At 69.2% G+C, this 16,423-nt stretch carries 18 protein-coding genes; 13 read left to right on the forward strand and 5 right to left on the reverse strand.

What is annotated here, in order from left to right; all coding sequences use genetic code 11:
- Positions 1-27: 27 nt before the first annotated feature.
- Complete coding sequence (locus OG992_RS03820) at positions 28-957, reverse strand: TetR family transcriptional regulator (RefSeq protein ID WP_266302363.1); 930 nt, start codon at positions 955-957, stop codon at positions 28-30.
- 109 nt (positions 958-1,066) lie between these two features.
- Between OG992_RS03820 and OG992_RS03825 the strand changes: the two genes are divergently transcribed.
- The 11 genes from OG992_RS03825 (at position 1,067) to OG992_RS03875 (ending at position 9,967) form a co-directional block, all read left to right on the forward strand.
- Positions 1,067-2,032 carry an ABC transporter ATP-binding protein gene (locus OG992_RS03825; protein WP_266302364.1) on the forward strand — a complete coding sequence of 322 codons (966 nt, stop codon included), beginning with the start codon at positions 1,067-1,069 and terminating at the stop codon, positions 2,030-2,032.
- The gene (locus tag OG992_RS03830) at positions 2,029-3,654 is read left to right on the forward strand and encodes an ABC transporter permease (RefSeq protein ID WP_266302365.1); all 1,626 of its coding nucleotides are present in this window, start codon (positions 2,029-2,031) and stop codon (positions 3,652-3,654) included. Before OG992_RS03825 ends, OG992_RS03830 begins: the two co-directional genes overlap by 4 nt.
- Before the next feature lie 199 nt (positions 3,655-3,853).
- Entirely contained in the window at positions 3,854-4,813 is a 960-nt protein-coding gene (locus OG992_RS03835; RefSeq protein ID WP_266302366.1) for a DUF559 domain-containing protein, read from the forward strand.
- Between the two features lie 32 nt (positions 4,814-4,845).
- Complete coding sequence (locus OG992_RS03840) at positions 4,846-5,418, forward strand: hypothetical protein (protein ID WP_266302367.1); 573 nt, start codon at positions 4,846-4,848, stop codon at positions 5,416-5,418.
- 248 nt (positions 5,419-5,666) lie between these two features.
- On the forward strand, positions 5,667-6,293 hold the full coding sequence (locus tag OG992_RS03845; protein ID WP_266302368.1) for a restriction endonuclease: 627 nt from the start codon (positions 5,667-5,669) through the stop codon (positions 6,291-6,293).
- A gap of 75 nt (positions 6,294-6,368) precedes the next feature.
- Positions 6,369-6,938, forward strand: a complete 570-nt coding sequence (locus tag OG992_RS03850) for a carboxymuconolactone decarboxylase family protein (RefSeq protein WP_266302369.1) — start codon at positions 6,369-6,371, stop codon at positions 6,936-6,938.
- A 729-nt stretch (positions 6,939-7,667) separates the two neighbouring features.
- The gene (locus tag OG992_RS03855; protein ID WP_266302370.1) at positions 7,668-7,925 is read left to right on the forward strand and encodes a hypothetical protein; all 258 of its coding nucleotides are present in this window, start codon (positions 7,668-7,670) and stop codon (positions 7,923-7,925) included.
- A 166-nt stretch (positions 7,926-8,091) separates the two neighbouring features.
- Positions 8,092-8,478 (forward strand): hypothetical protein, encoded by a 387-nt coding sequence (locus OG992_RS03860; RefSeq protein ID WP_266302371.1) that lies wholly within the window; start codon positions 8,092-8,094, stop codon positions 8,476-8,478.
- Positions 8,479-8,796: 318 nt separating this feature from the next.
- Positions 8,797-9,048, forward strand: coding sequence for a hypothetical protein (locus tag OG992_RS03865; RefSeq protein ID WP_266302372.1), 252 nt, complete (start codon positions 8,797-8,799; stop codon positions 9,046-9,048).
- Positions 9,049-9,060: 12 nt separating this feature from the next.
- Positions 9,061-9,777, forward strand: coding sequence for a hypothetical protein (locus tag OG992_RS03870; RefSeq protein ID WP_266302373.1), 717 nt, complete (start codon positions 9,061-9,063; stop codon positions 9,775-9,777).
- A gap of 13 nt (positions 9,778-9,790) precedes the next feature.
- Entirely contained in the window at positions 9,791-9,967 is a 177-nt protein-coding gene (locus tag OG992_RS03875) for a hypothetical protein (RefSeq protein WP_266302374.1), read from the forward strand.
- Positions 9,968-10,563: 596 nt separating this feature from the next.
- Here OG992_RS03875 and OG992_RS03880 read toward each other — a convergent pair.
- The 3 genes from OG992_RS03880 to OG992_RS03890 all read right to left on the reverse strand — a co-directional run bounded on the left by OG992_RS03880 (position 10,564) and on the right by OG992_RS03890 (position 13,577).
- Positions 10,564-10,956 carry a hypothetical protein gene (locus OG992_RS03880; protein ID WP_238686122.1) on the reverse strand — a complete coding sequence of 131 codons (393 nt, stop codon included), beginning with the start codon at positions 10,954-10,956 and terminating at the stop codon, positions 10,564-10,566.
- A gap of 209 nt (positions 10,957-11,165) precedes the next feature.
- Positions 11,166-12,305, reverse strand: coding sequence for a hypothetical protein (locus OG992_RS03885; RefSeq protein WP_266302375.1), 1,140 nt, complete (start codon positions 12,303-12,305; stop codon positions 11,166-11,168).
- A 441-nt stretch (positions 12,306-12,746) separates the two neighbouring features.
- Positions 12,747-13,577 carry a hypothetical protein gene (locus tag OG992_RS03890; protein WP_266302376.1) on the reverse strand — a complete coding sequence of 277 codons (831 nt, stop codon included), beginning with the start codon at positions 13,575-13,577 and terminating at the stop codon, positions 12,747-12,749.
- A gap of 245 nt (positions 13,578-13,822) precedes the next feature.
- On the opposite strand from OG992_RS03890, the gene OG992_RS03895 reads away from it, so the two are divergent.
- Together OG992_RS03895 and OG992_RS03900 are read left to right on the forward strand one after the other, a co-directional pair.
- Complete coding sequence (locus OG992_RS03895; RefSeq protein ID WP_266302377.1) at positions 13,823-14,272, forward strand: ribonuclease domain-containing protein; 450 nt, start codon at positions 13,823-13,825, stop codon at positions 14,270-14,272.
- 76 nt (positions 14,273-14,348) lie between these two features.
- Positions 14,349-14,714 carry a barstar family protein gene (locus OG992_RS03900; RefSeq protein WP_266302378.1) on the forward strand — a complete coding sequence of 122 codons (366 nt, stop codon included), beginning with the start codon at positions 14,349-14,351 and terminating at the stop codon, positions 14,712-14,714.
- 78 nt (positions 14,715-14,792) lie between these two features.
- Here OG992_RS03900 and OG992_RS03905 read toward each other — a convergent pair whose 3' ends face one another.
- The gene (locus tag OG992_RS03905; RefSeq protein WP_266302379.1) at positions 14,793-16,286 is read right to left on the reverse strand and encodes an FAD-binding oxidoreductase; all 1,494 of its coding nucleotides are present in this window, start codon (positions 16,284-16,286) and stop codon (positions 14,793-14,795) included.
- Positions 16,287-16,423: the final 137 nt, after the last annotated feature.

Here is a 16,423-nt window from a genome sequence, read left to right on the forward strand (position 1 = left end):
TCTCGAAACAGTCTCGGAACTGTCTCGTTACGGCGCGGTCAGGTGGCGGTAGACGGTGGCCCGCGAGACACCCAGCGCCGCGGCGATGGCGTCCACGGAGTGGGTGCCCGCCGCGTGCATGCGCCGAGCCGCCTCGATCTGCTCCCGACCCAGCGCGGGCGGCCGTCCCGGCCGCCGACGTCGGCTCGCCGCCCCGCTGGCCGTGCCCGCTGGTATCGCCGCGGTCGCGCTCCCCGGGGTCGCGTCTGAGTTCCGCCCGGCGGCGCCCGCGTGTGGCCTGGCTGCGGCGTCCGTGTGTGACCCGGCGGCGTCCGTGCGTGTCCTCGCTGCGGCGTGTGCGTGTGACCCGGCCGAGGAGTCCGTGCGCGGCTCGGCCGAGGTGTCCGCGGGTGGGCCGGCCGCGGTGTCCGCGGGCAGCGGGGCCAGTAGTCGGCGTGCGCCGTCGAGCATGTCGGCGCGCAACACCTCGTCGGACACGTCGGTGAAGAAGACGACCGGATCGCTGCACGCGCCCACCGCCTGGACCGCGAGGACCCGCTCGCGGCGCCCAGCGTTCGGTCCGGCGATGAGGTCATTGGCCCGCATCGCGACCTCCATCAGGCGGTGGTACGTGTCGCCCCGACCGATCAGCGCGATGTCGTGGAAGAGCATGCCGAGCGGCCGGCGGTGGGCGAGCATGATGTCCAGCCAGCCCTCCAGCACCGTCCACCGGGCCCGCTCGGTGGGCTCTGTCCGTGCCGAGTCGAGCAGCGCCTCCAGGTCCGCCACCAAGGGCTCGACCAGGGCGGCGAGCAGATGCTCCTTGGCGGGGAAGTGGTACAGGATCGCGGTCTTGGAGAGCCGCAGCCGCTCGCCGATCTGGCGCAGCGAGGTGCGCTGGTAGCCGTGTTCGGCGAACAGGTCGAGCGCGGCGCGCAGGATCCGGGTGCGGGTGTCGTCCGCGGGATCGGCGGTCATGCCGGCAAGCCTAGCGACGTCCTGACCGGTGGGCACGATCACCATTGATTCGACTGACCGTTGGTCAGTACAGTGGTGATGGTCGACGTAGCCAACGGCAGGAGGGGCCATGCCCGTCATCGCGATCGGCAACCTGGTCAAGACGTTCGGCGCCATCCGGGCACTCGACGGGTTGGACCTGCGCGTGGAGCAGGGGGAGGTGCACGGCTTCCTCGGGCCCAACGGCTCCGGAAAGTCCACCACCATCCGGATCCTGCTCGGGCTGCTCCGCCGCGACTCCGGTGACGCCCAGGTGCTCGGCGCCGACCCGTGGCGCGACGCGGTCCGCCTGCACCGCCGGCTGGCGTACGTGCCGGGCGACGTCAACCTCTGGCCCAACCTCACCGGCGGGGAAGCCATCGATCTGCTCGGTCAACTGCGCGGCGGCCTCGACCGGCGTCGCCGCGACGAGCTGCTGCACCGCTTCGACCTGGACCCGACCCGCCGTTGCCGCACCTACTCCAAGGGCAATCGGCAGAAGGTCGCCATCGTCGCCGCCTTCTCCTCCCCGGTGGAGCTGTACGTGCTCGACGAGCCGACCTCCGGCCTCGATCCCCTCATGGAAGCGGTGTTCCAGGACGAGGTCCGGCGGGTCAAGCAGGCCGGCGCCACAGTGCTGCTCTCCAGTCACGTGCTCGCCGAGGTCGAGGCGCTCTGCGACCGGGTCAGCATCATCCGCGAGGGCCGCACCGTCGAATCCGGAACCCTCACCGAGCTGCGCCACCTCACCCGCACGGCGGTGACCGTCGAGACCGCCCGCCCGGTCAGCGGCCTGGACGCGCTGCCCGGCGTGCACGACGTGCACGAGGTCGACGGCCGCACCCACCTGGAGGTCGAGCCCGCCCACCTCGACGAGCTGCTCGGCCAGCTCATCCGCTTCGGCGTCCGCGCGCTGACCAGCACACCACCCACCCTGGAGCAGCTCTTCCTCCGCCACTACGGCGACGACCCCGCTGCTGCTGCATCTGGTGCTCCCGCCGCCGGCTTCTCGGACGCCGACTTGCAGGCTGACGCCTCGCAGGGCGGTGCCCGGTGAGCGCCCTCACCGGCACGACTCGACTGGCCCGGCTCGTACTGCGCCGCGACCGGATCCGCCTCGCCATTTGGATCCTCGGCACGCCCCTGCTCGGTTACGCCCTCGCCGGCAGCGTCGCCGGCATCTACCCGGACCAGGAGGCCCGGCTGGGTTACGCCACCACCTCGGCGTCCAGTCTGGTCGCCCGCGCCTTCAACGGCCCCATCCACGGCACCGACCTCGGTGCCGTGGTCGTCGCCGAGACGTACGTGACGCTGGCCCTGATCGTCGCGCTGCTGAGCACCTTCGCGGTGACCCGGCACACCCGCCAGAACGAGGAGACCGGCCGGGCCGAACTGCTCGGCGCCAACGTGGTCGGCCGCTACGCGCCGCTCACCGCCGCGCTGCTCGTCATCGTCGCGGCGAACACGGTGGCCGCCGTGCTGCTCGCGGTCGCGCTGGTCGGCGCCGGTCTGCCGCTCGCCGGCTCCGTCACGGCGGCGGCCGCGATCGGCGGCGTCGGGGTCGCCTTCACCGCGATCGCCGCGGTCACCGCCCAGCTCTCCGTCACCTCGCGCGGCGCCAACGCGCTCGCCGCCGCCACCGTCGGGCTCGCCTTCGTCCTGCGCGCCGCCGGAGACGTCCTCGGCGAACAGAGCGCCGACGGCACCCGCGTGCGCAGCGCCTGGCCGTCGTGGATCTCCCCACTCGGCTGGGGCAACCAGGTACGAGCCTTCGACGGTGAACGCTGGTGGGTGCTCGCCCTGCCCGTCGCGCTGCTGCTCGCCGGAGTGGCGCTGGCGTACACCCTCGCCGAGCGACGCGACCAGGGCGCCGGGCTGATCGCCCCCCGACGCGGCCCGGCCACCGGAGCGCCACGGCTGCTCAGCCCCACCGGGTTGGCCTGGCGGACGCAGCGCGGCACGCTGCTCGGCTGGGCTGTCGGGGTGGCAGTGCTCGGCCTCTCCATGGGCGTCGCCGGCGACGAGTTCAACGACATGATCGGCGCGAATCCCGCCGCCGCCGAAGCGATCAACGCGATGGGGGGCGGAGCCGACCTGATCAACGCGTACCTGGCGGCGATGCTCGGCCTCTTCGCCCTGACCATCGGCGCGTACGTCGTGCAGGCCCTACTGCGCGTACGCGGCGACGAAGCCGACGGGGTGCTGGAGGCCGCCCTCGCCACGGCGGTCAGCCGTACCCGCTGGCTCGGCACCCAGGTGCTCGCCGCGACACTCGGCGCGCTCGCCCTGCTGCTGCTCGCCGGCGTGACCACCGGCCTCGGCTACGGCATCGTCACCGGAGACCCGCTCGGCCAGGCCGTCGAGCTGGGCGGCGCCGCGCTGCTGCGCCTACCCGCCCTGCTCGTGATCGCCGGCGTGGTGACCGCGATCTTCGGGCTGCTGCCCCGCTGGTCGGTAGTGCTGTCCTGGACGGCGCTGCTGGTCTTCCTGCTCCTCGGGCAGCTCGGCGCCGTGCTGGAGCTGCCGCAGGCCGCGCTCAACGTCTCGCCGTACACCCATGTGCCGGCCGTGCCCGCTGTCGACCCGGCGGTGCTTCCCCTGGTGGTGCTGGCGGCGGTGGCCGCGGCCCTGCTCGCGGTCGGCGTGGCCGCCTTCCGGCACCGCGACGTCCCGTCCTGAGCCACGGCTCGGGCGTCCCGATGATCGCTGGCAGCTGAGCGACTCGACACGCCGACGCCAGCCCTGCTGAGCTGCCACCGATCACCTGAACTAGCACAGGTAAGTTCCGGCCGGGCGTTTTACACAGGTCGGCGGCTGTCCACAGAGGGCCGGCTGGTGCGGTTGCGGAGGGCTGGGGTAAAGCTTCACGGTTCCGTGCGTGAACTCGGTGCTTCGGGAACTCGTGGAGCTTGGCGGTGGGCTGGTGACGCTCGGGGCGGCCGGGCAGGTGGTGCCGTCGTGGACGCTTCAGCAGGCTTGCCGTAACGGCGAATTGGTACGGGTGCTGCCCGAGGTGTTCGTGGCGGCGCACCTCGTCGGTGGGCGACCCGGCGCTCCGGCTCTGAGTCGGCTCGACCCTGCCCTGAGCCGGCGGGCGGCTCTTGCCTGGGCCGGCGGCTGCGGCGCGCTCAGTCATGTCAGCGCGCTCGCCGTATGGGGACTGCGCCCCGAGGTGGTTGGTGACCTCGTGCACTTGAGCGTGCCGGCGAGCGCGAGCGTGCGCACCCGGCCCGGGGTGATCGTGCATCGACGCCACGGCCTGACCATCGAGCCGCCGCAGGTGATAGTTCGGCGGGGCCTGACGGTCACCCGCCTCGAACAGGCACTCGTCGACTCGTGGCCGACGATGCCGCCCGCCGACCGACGGGCGTCGGTGATCCGAGCGGTCAACGACTGGCTGACCACACCCGAACGGCTGTCGGCAGCCCTGGAGCGGGCGCCGAAGCTGATCGACCGGGCGGCGCTCCGGCATCTGCTGACGCAGCTTGCCGACGGCTGCCGCAGCCCGCTCGAGATCTGGGGACACGAGCACGTCTTCACCGGTCCCGGAATGCCGGCGCTCCGCCGGCAGGTGCCGGTGCGTGTCGGGCGCCGCCTGGTGTACCTCGACATGTTCGCCGAGCGGGAACGGGTCAACATCGAACTCGACGGGGCCACCACCCACGGCAGCCCAGACCAGCGGGAGATCGACCTGCGCCGTGATGCCCTGCTGGCGGCCGTCGGGATCCTGGTCGTTCGCTTCGCCCACCGCCGCCTCGTGCACGACGTCGACGAAGTACGCCGGGAAACCCTTGCCATCTTGGCGACCCGCCGAACTGACGCGGTGGGCAGAGGGTGAGGGGGTTGCCTGGTGCTGGCAGCCTCGAGCGCGTGAGCGACCTTTTGACGCAGCTTCCGGCGCTCCTCGGCGTCCTGGTTGGCACCCTGGGCACGATCCTCGCCACCTCCCTCGCCGACCGCGCCCGGTGGCGGCGAAGCCAGAGCGTCCGCTGGGACGAGCGACGGCTCGACGCGTACGTCGACTACGCGCACGCCCTCAAGGAGAGTCACGCGGTGGCGCTGCGACTGACGGCCGACCACCGGCCGGGATCGCGGAGCCACCCCATCGACCGCGAGGAGGGGCTAGTCCGGCTGGCTGAGGCGGACGCTCGGCGCACCATCGTCTGGGAGAACCTGCTGCTGCTCGGCGACGAGCCGACTGTCGCCGCCGCCGCAGACTGGCGGGACGCGATCTGGCAGGTCGAACGGCTCGCCCGGGGAATCGTCGAGCCGCCATCGGACGTGGCGGAAATGCTGACCCGCGTGGACGAGGCCCGCGACGGGTACTACCGGGCGGCCCGGCACAGTCTCGGGGTGCACGGGGGGTCGGTGGAGCAGTCCGCGACGCTGCGGCGGGCGTTGGTCGACCGGTCCACCGCGAAGCCGGAGGTGCCCGCCAACTGAGCGCGGCGGTGCCGGGGGCTCGCTGCGGGCGCTCCCGTATGGGACGCCGACCGCGACGGGTACCGGACACCATCGACGGCCGTGCAGGGGGTTTGTCGCACGCTACCGCGACACTGAGGCTTTCCCGACCGGGGAGGTGCCTCGTGCCGTATGTCAGGTCCCACACCAGGAAGGGTGGCGCACGGGTTCGGGCGCATTACCGAAGACGGCGCACGGGCAGCATTCGGCGCAGATCGACGGTCCGCCGCGTGGCCGGTGGCGGCAGATCTGCCAACGGCTGGGCTCTGGCGCTGTGTGCCGTCGTCGCTTTCGTGCTCCTCCGCATGGTCATCGATTTCGTTCAGCGGCATCCATACTGGTCCGCTCTCCTGGTGAGCCTCGTCGTCATGGCGGCGGCCACGGTGGGTCTCGTCGTGTCGAAGCAGCGTGCCCGCGAACGGGCCGACCAGGCCCAGCGGGACAGGCTGATCGCGGTGACGGACACGATGAGCGGACCCGAGTTCGAGCAGTGGTTCGCCCGGATCCTGGTCGCGTCCGGGTTTCGGGACGTGAGGGTGTGCGGTGGTTCCGGCGACCGGGGAGCGGACGTCCTGGCGATCGCCCCCGACGGCCGACGCGTCGTGGTGCAGTGCAAGCGGCAGAGCCCTAACAACCGGGTCGGCAGTGCCGCGATCCAGCGGTTCGCCGGCACCTGTCGGGACATCCACGGTGGCGAGATCTGCATGCTCGTGACTAACAGTTTCTTCACCGCGGGCGACGGTATTCAGATAGCCCGACAGCTCAACATCACGCTCGTCGACCGGGATGCGCTGGAAATGTGGGCCTGGACGGGGAGACCAGCGCTGGGGTCCATCGCGGGAGGCGGATCGCATTGACGCCCACGCCGATTTCCCGACAGCGTCCGTAGTCCCAACGGCGTACTGTCCCGGGTCAAGCATGGGAGGAGTCGGATGAGTTTCCTGCAGCAGGCAGAGCAGTCGCTGGACACCGAGCGGTTGTTCGAGGCCGACACGAAGGCGATGGGCTACCTTCCCAACTACACCAGGTTGTTCGCCCAGAGTCCGGCGGTGTACAGGGCTTGGCAGCAGCTCAACGGTGCGGTGAAGGCCGGGATGGAGCTGCGCCGATATGAGTTGGCGACCCTCGCCGCAGCCAGGGCCCTGAAATCCTCCTACTGCGGCCTGGCACATGGAAAGGTCCTACGCGACAAGTTCTTCGACGCGCCAACCGTCGCCGCCATCGCGTCGGACCATGGCAGCGCCGGTCTCTCCGCGCAGGAGGTCGCAGTCGTCGCCTTCGCCGGAAAGGTCGCGGCCGATGCGAACTCCGTCACCGAGGCCGACGTCGTGGGGTTGCGCGGCCTCGGTCTCGATGACGCGGACATCTTCCACGTGATCCTCGCCGTTGGCGCCAGATGCTTTTTCAGCACCGTCCTTAGCGCTGCCGGGGCTGAGCCCGATCCGCAGTACGACGAGAGCCTGGACGTGGATCTGCGGCGGGCGCTGAGCTTCGGCGGCTAGACCCAGAGAGAACGCACCAACCGGGCTGTCCCAGCACCAGAGGGCGAGCGCCGACTTGTCGAGGAGGTAGCGCTCGCCGCTCGCAACGCCCGCGCGGCGACTTCGCCTTCGGTAAGCCCTGGGACGGAATCGCCCAGGCGCTTGTCGCCATCGGGCCTGCAGATCGTTTCGGCCACGTCCATCAGCAATCCGACACCATCAATGGATGCGGACGGCGCGCAGGCCCGTCTGGCAGCTAAGGAATCTCGCTGAAGCGGCGGAATGCCGGGGTCCGCACCTCGTGCGGCGTCTACCTGCCTGGGTGGCCGGCGGGATAGGGCTGGCCACCTCGATACACCTGAGCCACGACGATCCTCTCTGAGGGCAGGCGGGAGCGCGGGAGGTCCGTGTGGTGGGTCTGGAAGGGCGGTCGTCCGCTCGGGGGCCGCCTGCTCCACCGCCGCTCTCAGATGATCTACCATTCTGCAACCTGACCGGCTGGTGCTCGGTGATTGCCCCACTAGCAGGGTGTCCGTCGTGACGCCCCATGTGGCACGGCGGCTGACGCGTGTTCAGGGCGGATGCCCATTCGACGGAGATCGCTGGCGGATCGTCGCGGTAGCGCCGCCCGTTGTCGGGAGTCGAACCACACGCGCCCATGCGAGCCTCTACTTTCACGAACTTCGATGTCCTGGTCTCGGCTCGGCGTGGCGCCGTTATGCACTGTGGACAGTGATACGAGGAGGCTTCATGCGCGGACGCAGATGGGCGACCCTGGTGACGGCGGTGGCGCTGACATTGGGCGGATTGGTCGGGGCCAGCGCTACTCCGGCTGCGGCGGATCCGCCGGGCGGGACGTTGCGCAACGTCTACTCCGACGGTCAGTTCTGCAACAGCTATGGCAGCGAGGGCGTTCGGACCGGCCTGTGGAGCCGGTACTACTGCGAGTACCGCCAGTACGGCCCCAACGCCCCCGGCTTCTACTTCCTCTGGACCTTCACCTCCTAGCGCGTAGCTGCTCGGACGGGCGCTCTCGGGCCCATCGGCCGCCGCCGGGTCGACCAGACCGGCGGCGGCATCCCTGCTGGACCGGCTGCTCGCCGAAGCCGGCTTCGAGCTGCGCTGGGACCGCGACAGGTACGTCCCACCGCCGCCGCAAGCCGCCTCGTCGTCGGTGTCGATCCTGCAGCGGCGGCCGTCGGTGACCGCCGCGCCGAGCCGGCGGACGGCCGAGTCGCCGGAGTTGGCCAAGCTCGGGGCGTACGTCGAACAGGCGTGGCAGCTCACCGTGCCGGCGCTGCGCGCCTCGTTGTCGACCGCGACTGGGCCGGTGCCGCTGCACGACGCGGCGGTGCTGGCGCGGTACCGGGCAATGGACCGGCTCTACGAGCTGGCCGACGCGGCGCGCGGTGGGGCGGGGGGCGTGTGGGTGCTCTGTCGGATGGAGGGCCCGGCGCTGCTGCCCAAGCTGGACGGTGCGGTGGTGCGGGTGGGCGACAACGAGTGGATCGGCTTGCCGGACGCCTGGGTGGTGAACGCCCACCGCAGCGTTCTGGCCTGAGCAACCGATTCGGCCTGGTCGGCCGGGCCGGTAGGTGAAGTGCCCGGCCGACCGGTCAGTTCCTGATGGCCGTCTCCCGCCTGCCCCGTCCGGTCCGGTCTCGTCGACGGGACCGGACCGGCCATACCCGACGGTAACTCATTCGAAGTTCTTGATGTCGCTGCGTGAGGCTCCGTACGGTGAGCCTCCACCCGCCGCACAGTGAGCGTGGCTCAACCGTCAGCGCCGATGCGGCATGGATCGACAGAAGATCAGTCTCAGCCCCTCGGCCACCACGGATGGCCTGTGTGCGATGGGAGCACGTCAATGGAATGTGTCATGCCGCTGATCTATTTCCTCGGCTTCTTCATCGGCCTGATTTACGTGCGAGCCAGGGCGGGTCTCGGGCAGGGCCGGATCAAGATCATTGGTGAGGGCGGGGTCGGTCTGGAATGGTTCGTCGGGTCCCTGCTGACTCTGATGTTCTGGCCGGTCAGCTTTGTTGTCTGGCTTGCCCGGGGTCGCCCGGAGCCACGGATTGTCTTCAACGACAAGGCCAGGGAGCGGCGTCGGCGCGCCGCCGGGATGTAAGAGGACCAGGGTATGTCGAATCACCGCGGCCGTCCGGGCAAACTGCCGCCTGGCACCGCCGCCATGCTGGCGGACTTCGCCCGCTACGAGTGGTACGGCGAGCGCAGCGGCATCGGGCCCGAACAGGCGTGGGGGATGCTGTCGACGCTGCTGCCGCTGAGCCAGTCCGACCCGGCCGGCCTGACTGCCGCGCTCGCCTGGGAGGTGACCCCACAGGGCGGATGGTCGGCGTACGGGGCGAGTCGGGTGGTGGCCGAGCTGCTCGGCCTCGGCTTCGAGGGTGACGACGCAAAGGTCGTGCTGGACGGTGGAATCCGTTTCCTGCGCCAGAACGGCGTCCCGCCGCTGCGGGTGCGTGGTTACGAGTGGAACCGGTGGGTCGACACCGGCGGCGATGTCACCAACTCGCTCCCGACGATCCCGCCGCCGCCGCCGGAGCGGTCCGGGCTGCGTGAGCTGGCACCGGGCGAGGTGCGCCACGTCGCCACGCTGACCGCCGACCGCGATTCGAACACCCTCCACGTGTGCCGGGACGACTCAGGGGCGTACCTCGCTCTGATCGACGCGCGGTACAGCGACGAGGACCCGACCCGCTCCCGCAGCCAGTGGAAGCAGGCCGCCTCGCTCTACGAAGTCTTCGTCAATGTCGGCCTGGCGCTGCAGTCACCGCCCCACTGGGTGAGCGCAGAGCTGGAGCCCTACATCCCGCTTCCCCGACCGAGCATCTGACGACAGAGCAACCATGCCTGGCTATGACCCGAACTGCGACAACTGCATGAAGTACGGGACCTGCCGGGGCACCGGTGTCGTGCGGCGTACGCGCCTGGACCGGGGCAACGCTTACCACATCGACGAAACCTGCCCGACCTGCCGCGGAGTCGGTGGCAAGTCCGCCGCCGGCAACCACAACCACCGCTGACGGTTTAGGACTGTGGATCAGCAGGCAGCGGTGCGACTCACTCGGTCTCCGGCAACGCCGGTCGCTCACGAATACTGAGCAGGTTCGCCCAGCTCCGAAGGCCCCTGACCTGGCCAGCCGGACAGACCAGGGGCATCTACGGCTCGGCGGTTGTCAGGAACAAGTTCCCCATTGACAGTTGTGGCCCGAGGGCTTCCGCCTGAGCCCTTCAGCCTCCTTGCACCACGCGCACTTCGATTTGCCTGCCTTGACGCATGCACAGCCCATCGTTGCCTCCTGTTTCACTTCGCCGCGCGTCATCCGCGCCAGTTCTTCTCGAACACCAGCCGCCACGCCTGCTTCGTGTCGGCGTCGAATCGTTCCAGGCCGGTATTTCGCCGCCGGCGGATGTCATCCCGCCACACCGTTTTCAACGGACCTTCTCGAACACGCTCTCAGCGGAGACGGCGCCCAGGGGTGCGAGTGTTGGATGGTCGTTCAGAGGGCAGCGCGCCTTTATCTGCCGTCACAGAATACTGATCGACAATAGGCACCCTATCGGCCTTTCGAGTGACGTCCTCCGGCTGGATGCAGCCGCCCAGCCGACGCGTCACGCTTCAGTACCGGTCGGCCCCGGTGAGGAGTTGCTCAAGGCGGTCGGCGGTCGAGGTCACGAGCGCCAGTGGCCGTTCGAACTCGTTGATGTTCAGGTTGAGCAGCGGCACGGCGTGGCGGAACGTCACCATGTCGCCCAGGACGGACATCCCACCGCAGACCGTGTTTCCGATCTCGCGCAGCGCCTGCACCACGTTGACCGAGTGCAACTCCCCGAAGGACGACTCGATCTGCACCCACTCCTCGGACCCGTCCGCCAGGGTGACATGCCAGAGCAGCACTACCTGCGAACGGAGGTTCCCGGTCTCGAAGACGAGCTTGATCAGGTCCTGCTGGTCATCGGAAATCTTGTAGTTCGACCGTACGTAGGATTTGAGGTCGGCCCAAGTCGCCATGTTGACCCTCCTATGCCGTTTCTTGGCGGAGAAGGCGCTCATGCGTCAGAACTAATTGCTCGGTCGCACCGGCCTTCTGCCCATCGTTCGGGGCAAAAGTGAGTGCACTCCACTTACGGGGAAACCGCAACCCCTGATTCACGCGCTATACAAGATCTGTCAATTCGACGACGACTTTCGGACGAAATTGCGTTGGAGCTTCGGTGGGCTCAATCGGCCGCTCGGTTGCCGTCGTCCGGACATTGCGGCTGTCCATCGCCATTGTGGCTGGAGTGGCCGCGGTCGCCGGGCCGACCCGAGGTCAGCCGTTCGTAGAACGCGCGGCAGCGATTTTTCCAGTCCAATTCCGCCTCGCTCGTCAGGCAGCGCGTGAGCAGGGAACACACGCCGTCGACGACCTCGGGATCGGTGATGCGCTGCTCGTACGTCTCGAGGGTTTCGGCCAGCCGGCGGCGGGCACCGGACTCGACAAGTTCGAGCGTCGCCATCGCGCGAACGGCGGCGGGCAGATCGATGCCGACCAGCGCCGGGATGAGGCGTCTGGCGACGCCGACGTCGGCGGCCCGGTTGGCCACCGAGATGCAGTGCGCGAAGAAGTCCGGATCGGCGGGCCGGGGTGCGTAGAGCTGCGGTAGCAGCTCGATCGCGAGTCGCTGTACGCCCTGCTCCATGCTGGACATCAGCGCGATGATGATCTCCTCGTCTGCGGCACGGTGCGCGGCGAGCACGCGGATCGCCTGCTTACGAGCGATCTTGTTCTCGAACTCGTCGACCGCGATTTCAGCGCCGACCAGTAGTTCGGACCGGCTAAGCCGAGTGCCCTCATTGAACAGCCGGACCACCGCGGCCCGCTTGTTGCGTTCCTCCATCTGGCGTAGGGCCAGTTCTGTCAGTCTGGACAGCTGACTCTTGAAGCGGTCCTTGAAGCCCCCGTACGAGAACGGGATGATGGTCAGCCGTCGCTCTGACTCCACCTCGCTGAGGATGTCGACAAGCTTCTGCTTGTCGGGGTCGAGGATTCCGGCGGCCTCTCTGGTGAGAGTCTTGTACACCTGGTAGGTCCGATCCAGGCAGAAGACCAGGGTCGGCTTCCCGATGGCCAGCGCCTCCCGCAGTTCCGTCCTCCACGTGATCTCTCCGTACGCCTCGACGATGACGAACACGCACACATGTGCATGCTGCACGGTGTCGCGCGAGTTGGTCTCCCAGCTTGCCTGCGCATGGTTGACGTGCAGGATGTCTCCGGACAGGTAGTGCCAGACCTCCGCGTCAAAGCCGTTGGCGACGTGAATGAAGTCCTCGCGGTAGCGCTCTGTGTCGTGGGCGCCGCACAACATGATTCGGAGCATCAGCCCACCGCCCGCTTCCCTACGCGCCGATGCGGAACTCGAACAGCGCCGCGGGGATGAGGTTCCACGAGAACTCCCTTCTGCTCTACCTGTCCACACCGGACTTGGCGCAGCACTTCGCATCGCTTCTGGACGGAGCTCGAGGGCGCTGAGGTGGCTGGCCGATGGCCTGCCCATCGGCGAGCGCAGCGGCGGTAGTGGCAGCGCGGGTCGCACAGAGTGACCGGATCACGAGGGGCGACCGTCGGCTTGTGGCTGATCGGCGGCGTGGGAATGCAAAGTCTTGTCAGCTTCGTGACGCAATGTCAATGACATGTACCGGACAGTGCCTCTGCCGATTGTTGCCCGCTCCTCCGGGGGGACCCGCCCGAGTGGCCTACCTCCCCGCTACCTGACCCGAAACGCCGCAACAGCCCCACCGAACTACAGACCATCGAGTGATCATGAAGGGGATGAATCAGGGGCCGAGCGAGTCTGTTGGGGTGGGACGGAGGCAGAGGGGGTCGGGTCGGGGTGGTGGCTGAGGAGTTCGTTGATCCAGCGTGCGGCGTCCTGTTGGGCGGTGAGCATGTGGTCACGGGCGTCGGTGATGTCCTGGTCAGCTGTCTCGTCGACGTGTTCGTTAAGGATCGCCGTCCACCGACGGCTCAGCTCCTCGGCGTACCTGGCCTGCCGGAGCTGCTCGTCGAACTGGTACTCCAGCTTGACCAGCCGGTCGATGTGCGGCTTGAGTGCCGGCAGGATCCGGTCGTCGAGCCGGACGGCGGCGTCGGGTCGGCAGGTGATGACGACCTCGCCCCGCCGGTAGCGCCAAACGGGATCGTCGGCGAGCGCCCGCTGCAACGCCACCTCCAGGTCCGCTGCCCGGTTCGGCGGCAGGTCCCGGCCGGCGTCGGCGGCCAGCCGGGTCAGCCGCTGGATCGCGTTCGGTTGGAAGTACTGCACGTACCAGCTCAGCACCTCGGACCGCAGGCTCGCCGGTGACGACCAGGCGAACGTGGCGCGGATGTAGAACGAGTACACGTACCCGCGTGCGGGGACCGCGATCAGCCGGGGTGCGTCGCGTTGTTCGACGAGTGGACCGGACGGCGACGGCGCGGCAGCGGAGCCGACGGGCGCCTCGTCCTGAAGCGCGGCGACCAGTCGATCCCAGCTACGCGCCCACCACCGCCAACCGCGCACACCGCCGTCGCGGGCGATGGTCAACCCGCGTACACCCCGGCGCCGCCACCGGTCCGCGGGCCTCGGCCTCCCGTCGGGGGCGTCCGTCATGGCACCCCTCCACGGTCACGGATCCGCGTCTCACGCTAACAACCGGTGCCCGATATGCCTGCCGCCACGCCGTCACCGAGCAGACGGCATATCGACACCAACCAGACTGGTGATCATTCGGGGTTCACCCACCATTGCGGAGCAGTTGGGGTGCCGAGGGGTGTTGTCGTCGACCGGCAGCGGTGAGACTAGGTTCGGTCCGACAATCATTCGGATCGATGGATTGGATGGTCTGGAGGCAGCCTGTGTCCACCCTCGTGTCCCCGCTGGCCACGCTCGGCGCGATCCGCCGGCGTACCACCACCCTCGCACTGCTCCTCGCCCTGGTCGCCGCCGCGCTGGTCGGCCCGTCCGTGGTCTCCCCTCGATTGACCGATCCGGCCTCGGCGGCGGTCTACAGCTCCTGCACCATGAGCCGCTGCGCGGACGCCCGCACCGCCCGTTCGGGCTGGTCCGCCAAGGGGTTCCCGACCAGCCGAGGCTGGTACTCCTGGAGCGGCGGGAAGTCCAACTTCGCCGGCGGCCGGTTCTACAACTACGAGGGTCAACTGCCCACCAACGCCACCTACCACGAGTACGACGTCTACCCGCGCACCCAGGGCGCCGCCCGGGACGCGTACCGGATCGTGGTGAACCGCAGCACCGGGGTCACCTGGTTCTCGCCCAACCACTACACCGACTTCTACCGGCTCTGACCGACCTGGGGCCGGCCGGCCGCAATCGGTCGGCCCCGCCGCGGGTCGTCGTACCGATCAGATCAGGAGGAACGTGATGGTCGCCGAGCACGAGGGTCGGGTGCCCGATTGGCTGATCGTTCGCCACGGCGGCGGCCTCGACGTGCCCGGCGCTGTGGTGTTGCCCGGAGCGACGACACGGACCAGGGCCGGGTTGTTCGCCGCGCTCGCCTCCGTACTGGCCCTGCCGGCGTACCTGGGGGAGACCTGGGACGCCCTCTCCGACGTCCTCCGGGACCAGCTCGACGCCGGTCCGCTTACGGTGCTGATCACCGACGCCGGCCAACTGCTCGTCGATGAGCCGTCCGATCAGTACGGTCGGCTGCTCGCCGTGCTCGGCGACCTCGCCACCAGCGCCCCGCACCCGTTGCGCGTCGTCCTCGACGAGGCGGTGCCCTCCTGACCGGTGATTCGAGCCCGCCGTCGGCGGCGGTGCCCGGCGGTGCGGGCGGGTGCCACCCGCACCGCCGGTCATCACGGATCAGTGCGTCGCGGGCGGGATGCTCTGCTCGTACTGGAAGACGTTGTGCGGGTCGTACTTCGCCTTGATCTTGCGCAGGCGCGGGAAGTTGTGCCCCCAGTAGGCCTTCTCCCACTCGGCCATGCCGATGTTCGGCACGTTCACGTAGGCGCCGTCGACGTAGGGCCGCAGCGCCTGGCTGAACTCGGCGATCCAGGTCTGGGCGATCGGGGTGATGGCATCGCCGCTGTCGGGTTCGCCTCGTTTGCCCCAGCCCGCGCCGGGCTCCGAGTAGAAGAGCGCGTCGCGGTGCGGGAACGCCGAGCCGCCGAAGGGCTCCTGTCGTTGCGCTCCCCGGCCGAAGGCCTGGGTGAAGAAGTTGCTGTCGGGCGAGGGCGCCTTCTCCATGAACTCGCGGACGATGCTGACCGCCTTCTCCGGAAACGGCTCGCGGGTGAACTGGGAGAAGAACTTCCAGTTCGCCGGGTCGTCCTCGCTCGGGGTCTGGAAGCCGGCGTAGACGTCGCCCCAGTTGCCGGTCTGCACGGTGACTGTGGGGTTGCCGATCGACAGGATCGGCGCCAGCAGCTCCCTGGCCTCCGCCTCGGATCCGTCCGCCAGGACCGCGAAGAACAGGATCTCGGTCGGGTGGACCTCGACCTGGCTGCCGAGGCGCGGGTCGGTGAAGGGTGCGACGCGCTGCCAGGTGTCGAAGACCTCGTGCAGGTCGTCGAGACCGGGCCAGGTCACCTGCAGGTACGCGACGCTGGTGACCGGAGCGACCTTGTAGGTCAGGGAGGTGACGATCCCGAAGTTGCCGTTGCCCGCGCCGCGCAGCGCCCAGAGCAGGTCCGAGTAGTTCCACGGGTCGACCTCGAGCACCTTCGCCCCGTCGGCGCCCGCCGCCACGACGATCTCCGCGCCGATCAGGTTGTCGCAGGCCATCCCGAGGTAGCGGGTGAAGAAACCGAGACCGCCGCCGAGGGTGGCGCCGGAGAGGCCCACTGTCCCCTCCGTGCCCGTCGTCGCCGCGAGGTCGTGCTCCCCGAGGGCGGTCACCGCCTCCGACTGGGTGAGCCCCGCGCCGACCTTCGCCGTGCGGGTGGCGGTGTCGATGTGGACGTCCTTCAGCTCGCTGACGTCGATCACGATGCCGTTGTCGACGTTCGACCAGCCTTCCAGGTTGTGTCGGCCACTGCGTACCCGCAGCGCGACGTTGTGCTGCCGCGCCCAGGTGAGCGCGTTGACCACGTCCTGGGTCTCCTGAGCGAAGACGATGACCAGCGGATAGTGCACGAACAGCTCGTCCCAGCCGAGGCTGGCCTCCGCGTAGTGGGGGCTCTGCGGGCGGACGATCCGGCCGGTCAGCCGCGCTGGCGGGAACTTCGTGTCGGAAGGCCAACCGGGACCGTCGGCCGCGACGGCCGAACTGCCGGTGATCACGCTCGGGATGGCGACCGCCCCGGCGCCGACGGCCGTCGCCCTGAGCAGGTCACGACGGGAAAGGTCGCGCATGGTCCGAATCCTCTCGATTGGTGACACGCCCGAAAAGTGAACCGAGAGGGGCATTTCCTCTCATCTGGCGCAAACCAACCGTAAGGCCCGAAGCTTCCCGGCAGATCTGAGAACTTGTCACGGAACCCGGTCGGGTG

This window comes from Micromonospora sp. NBC_00362, assembly GCF_026342155.1.
GTDB lineage: Bacteria > Actinomycetota > Actinomycetes > Mycobacteriales > Micromonosporaceae > Micromonospora > Micromonospora hortensis.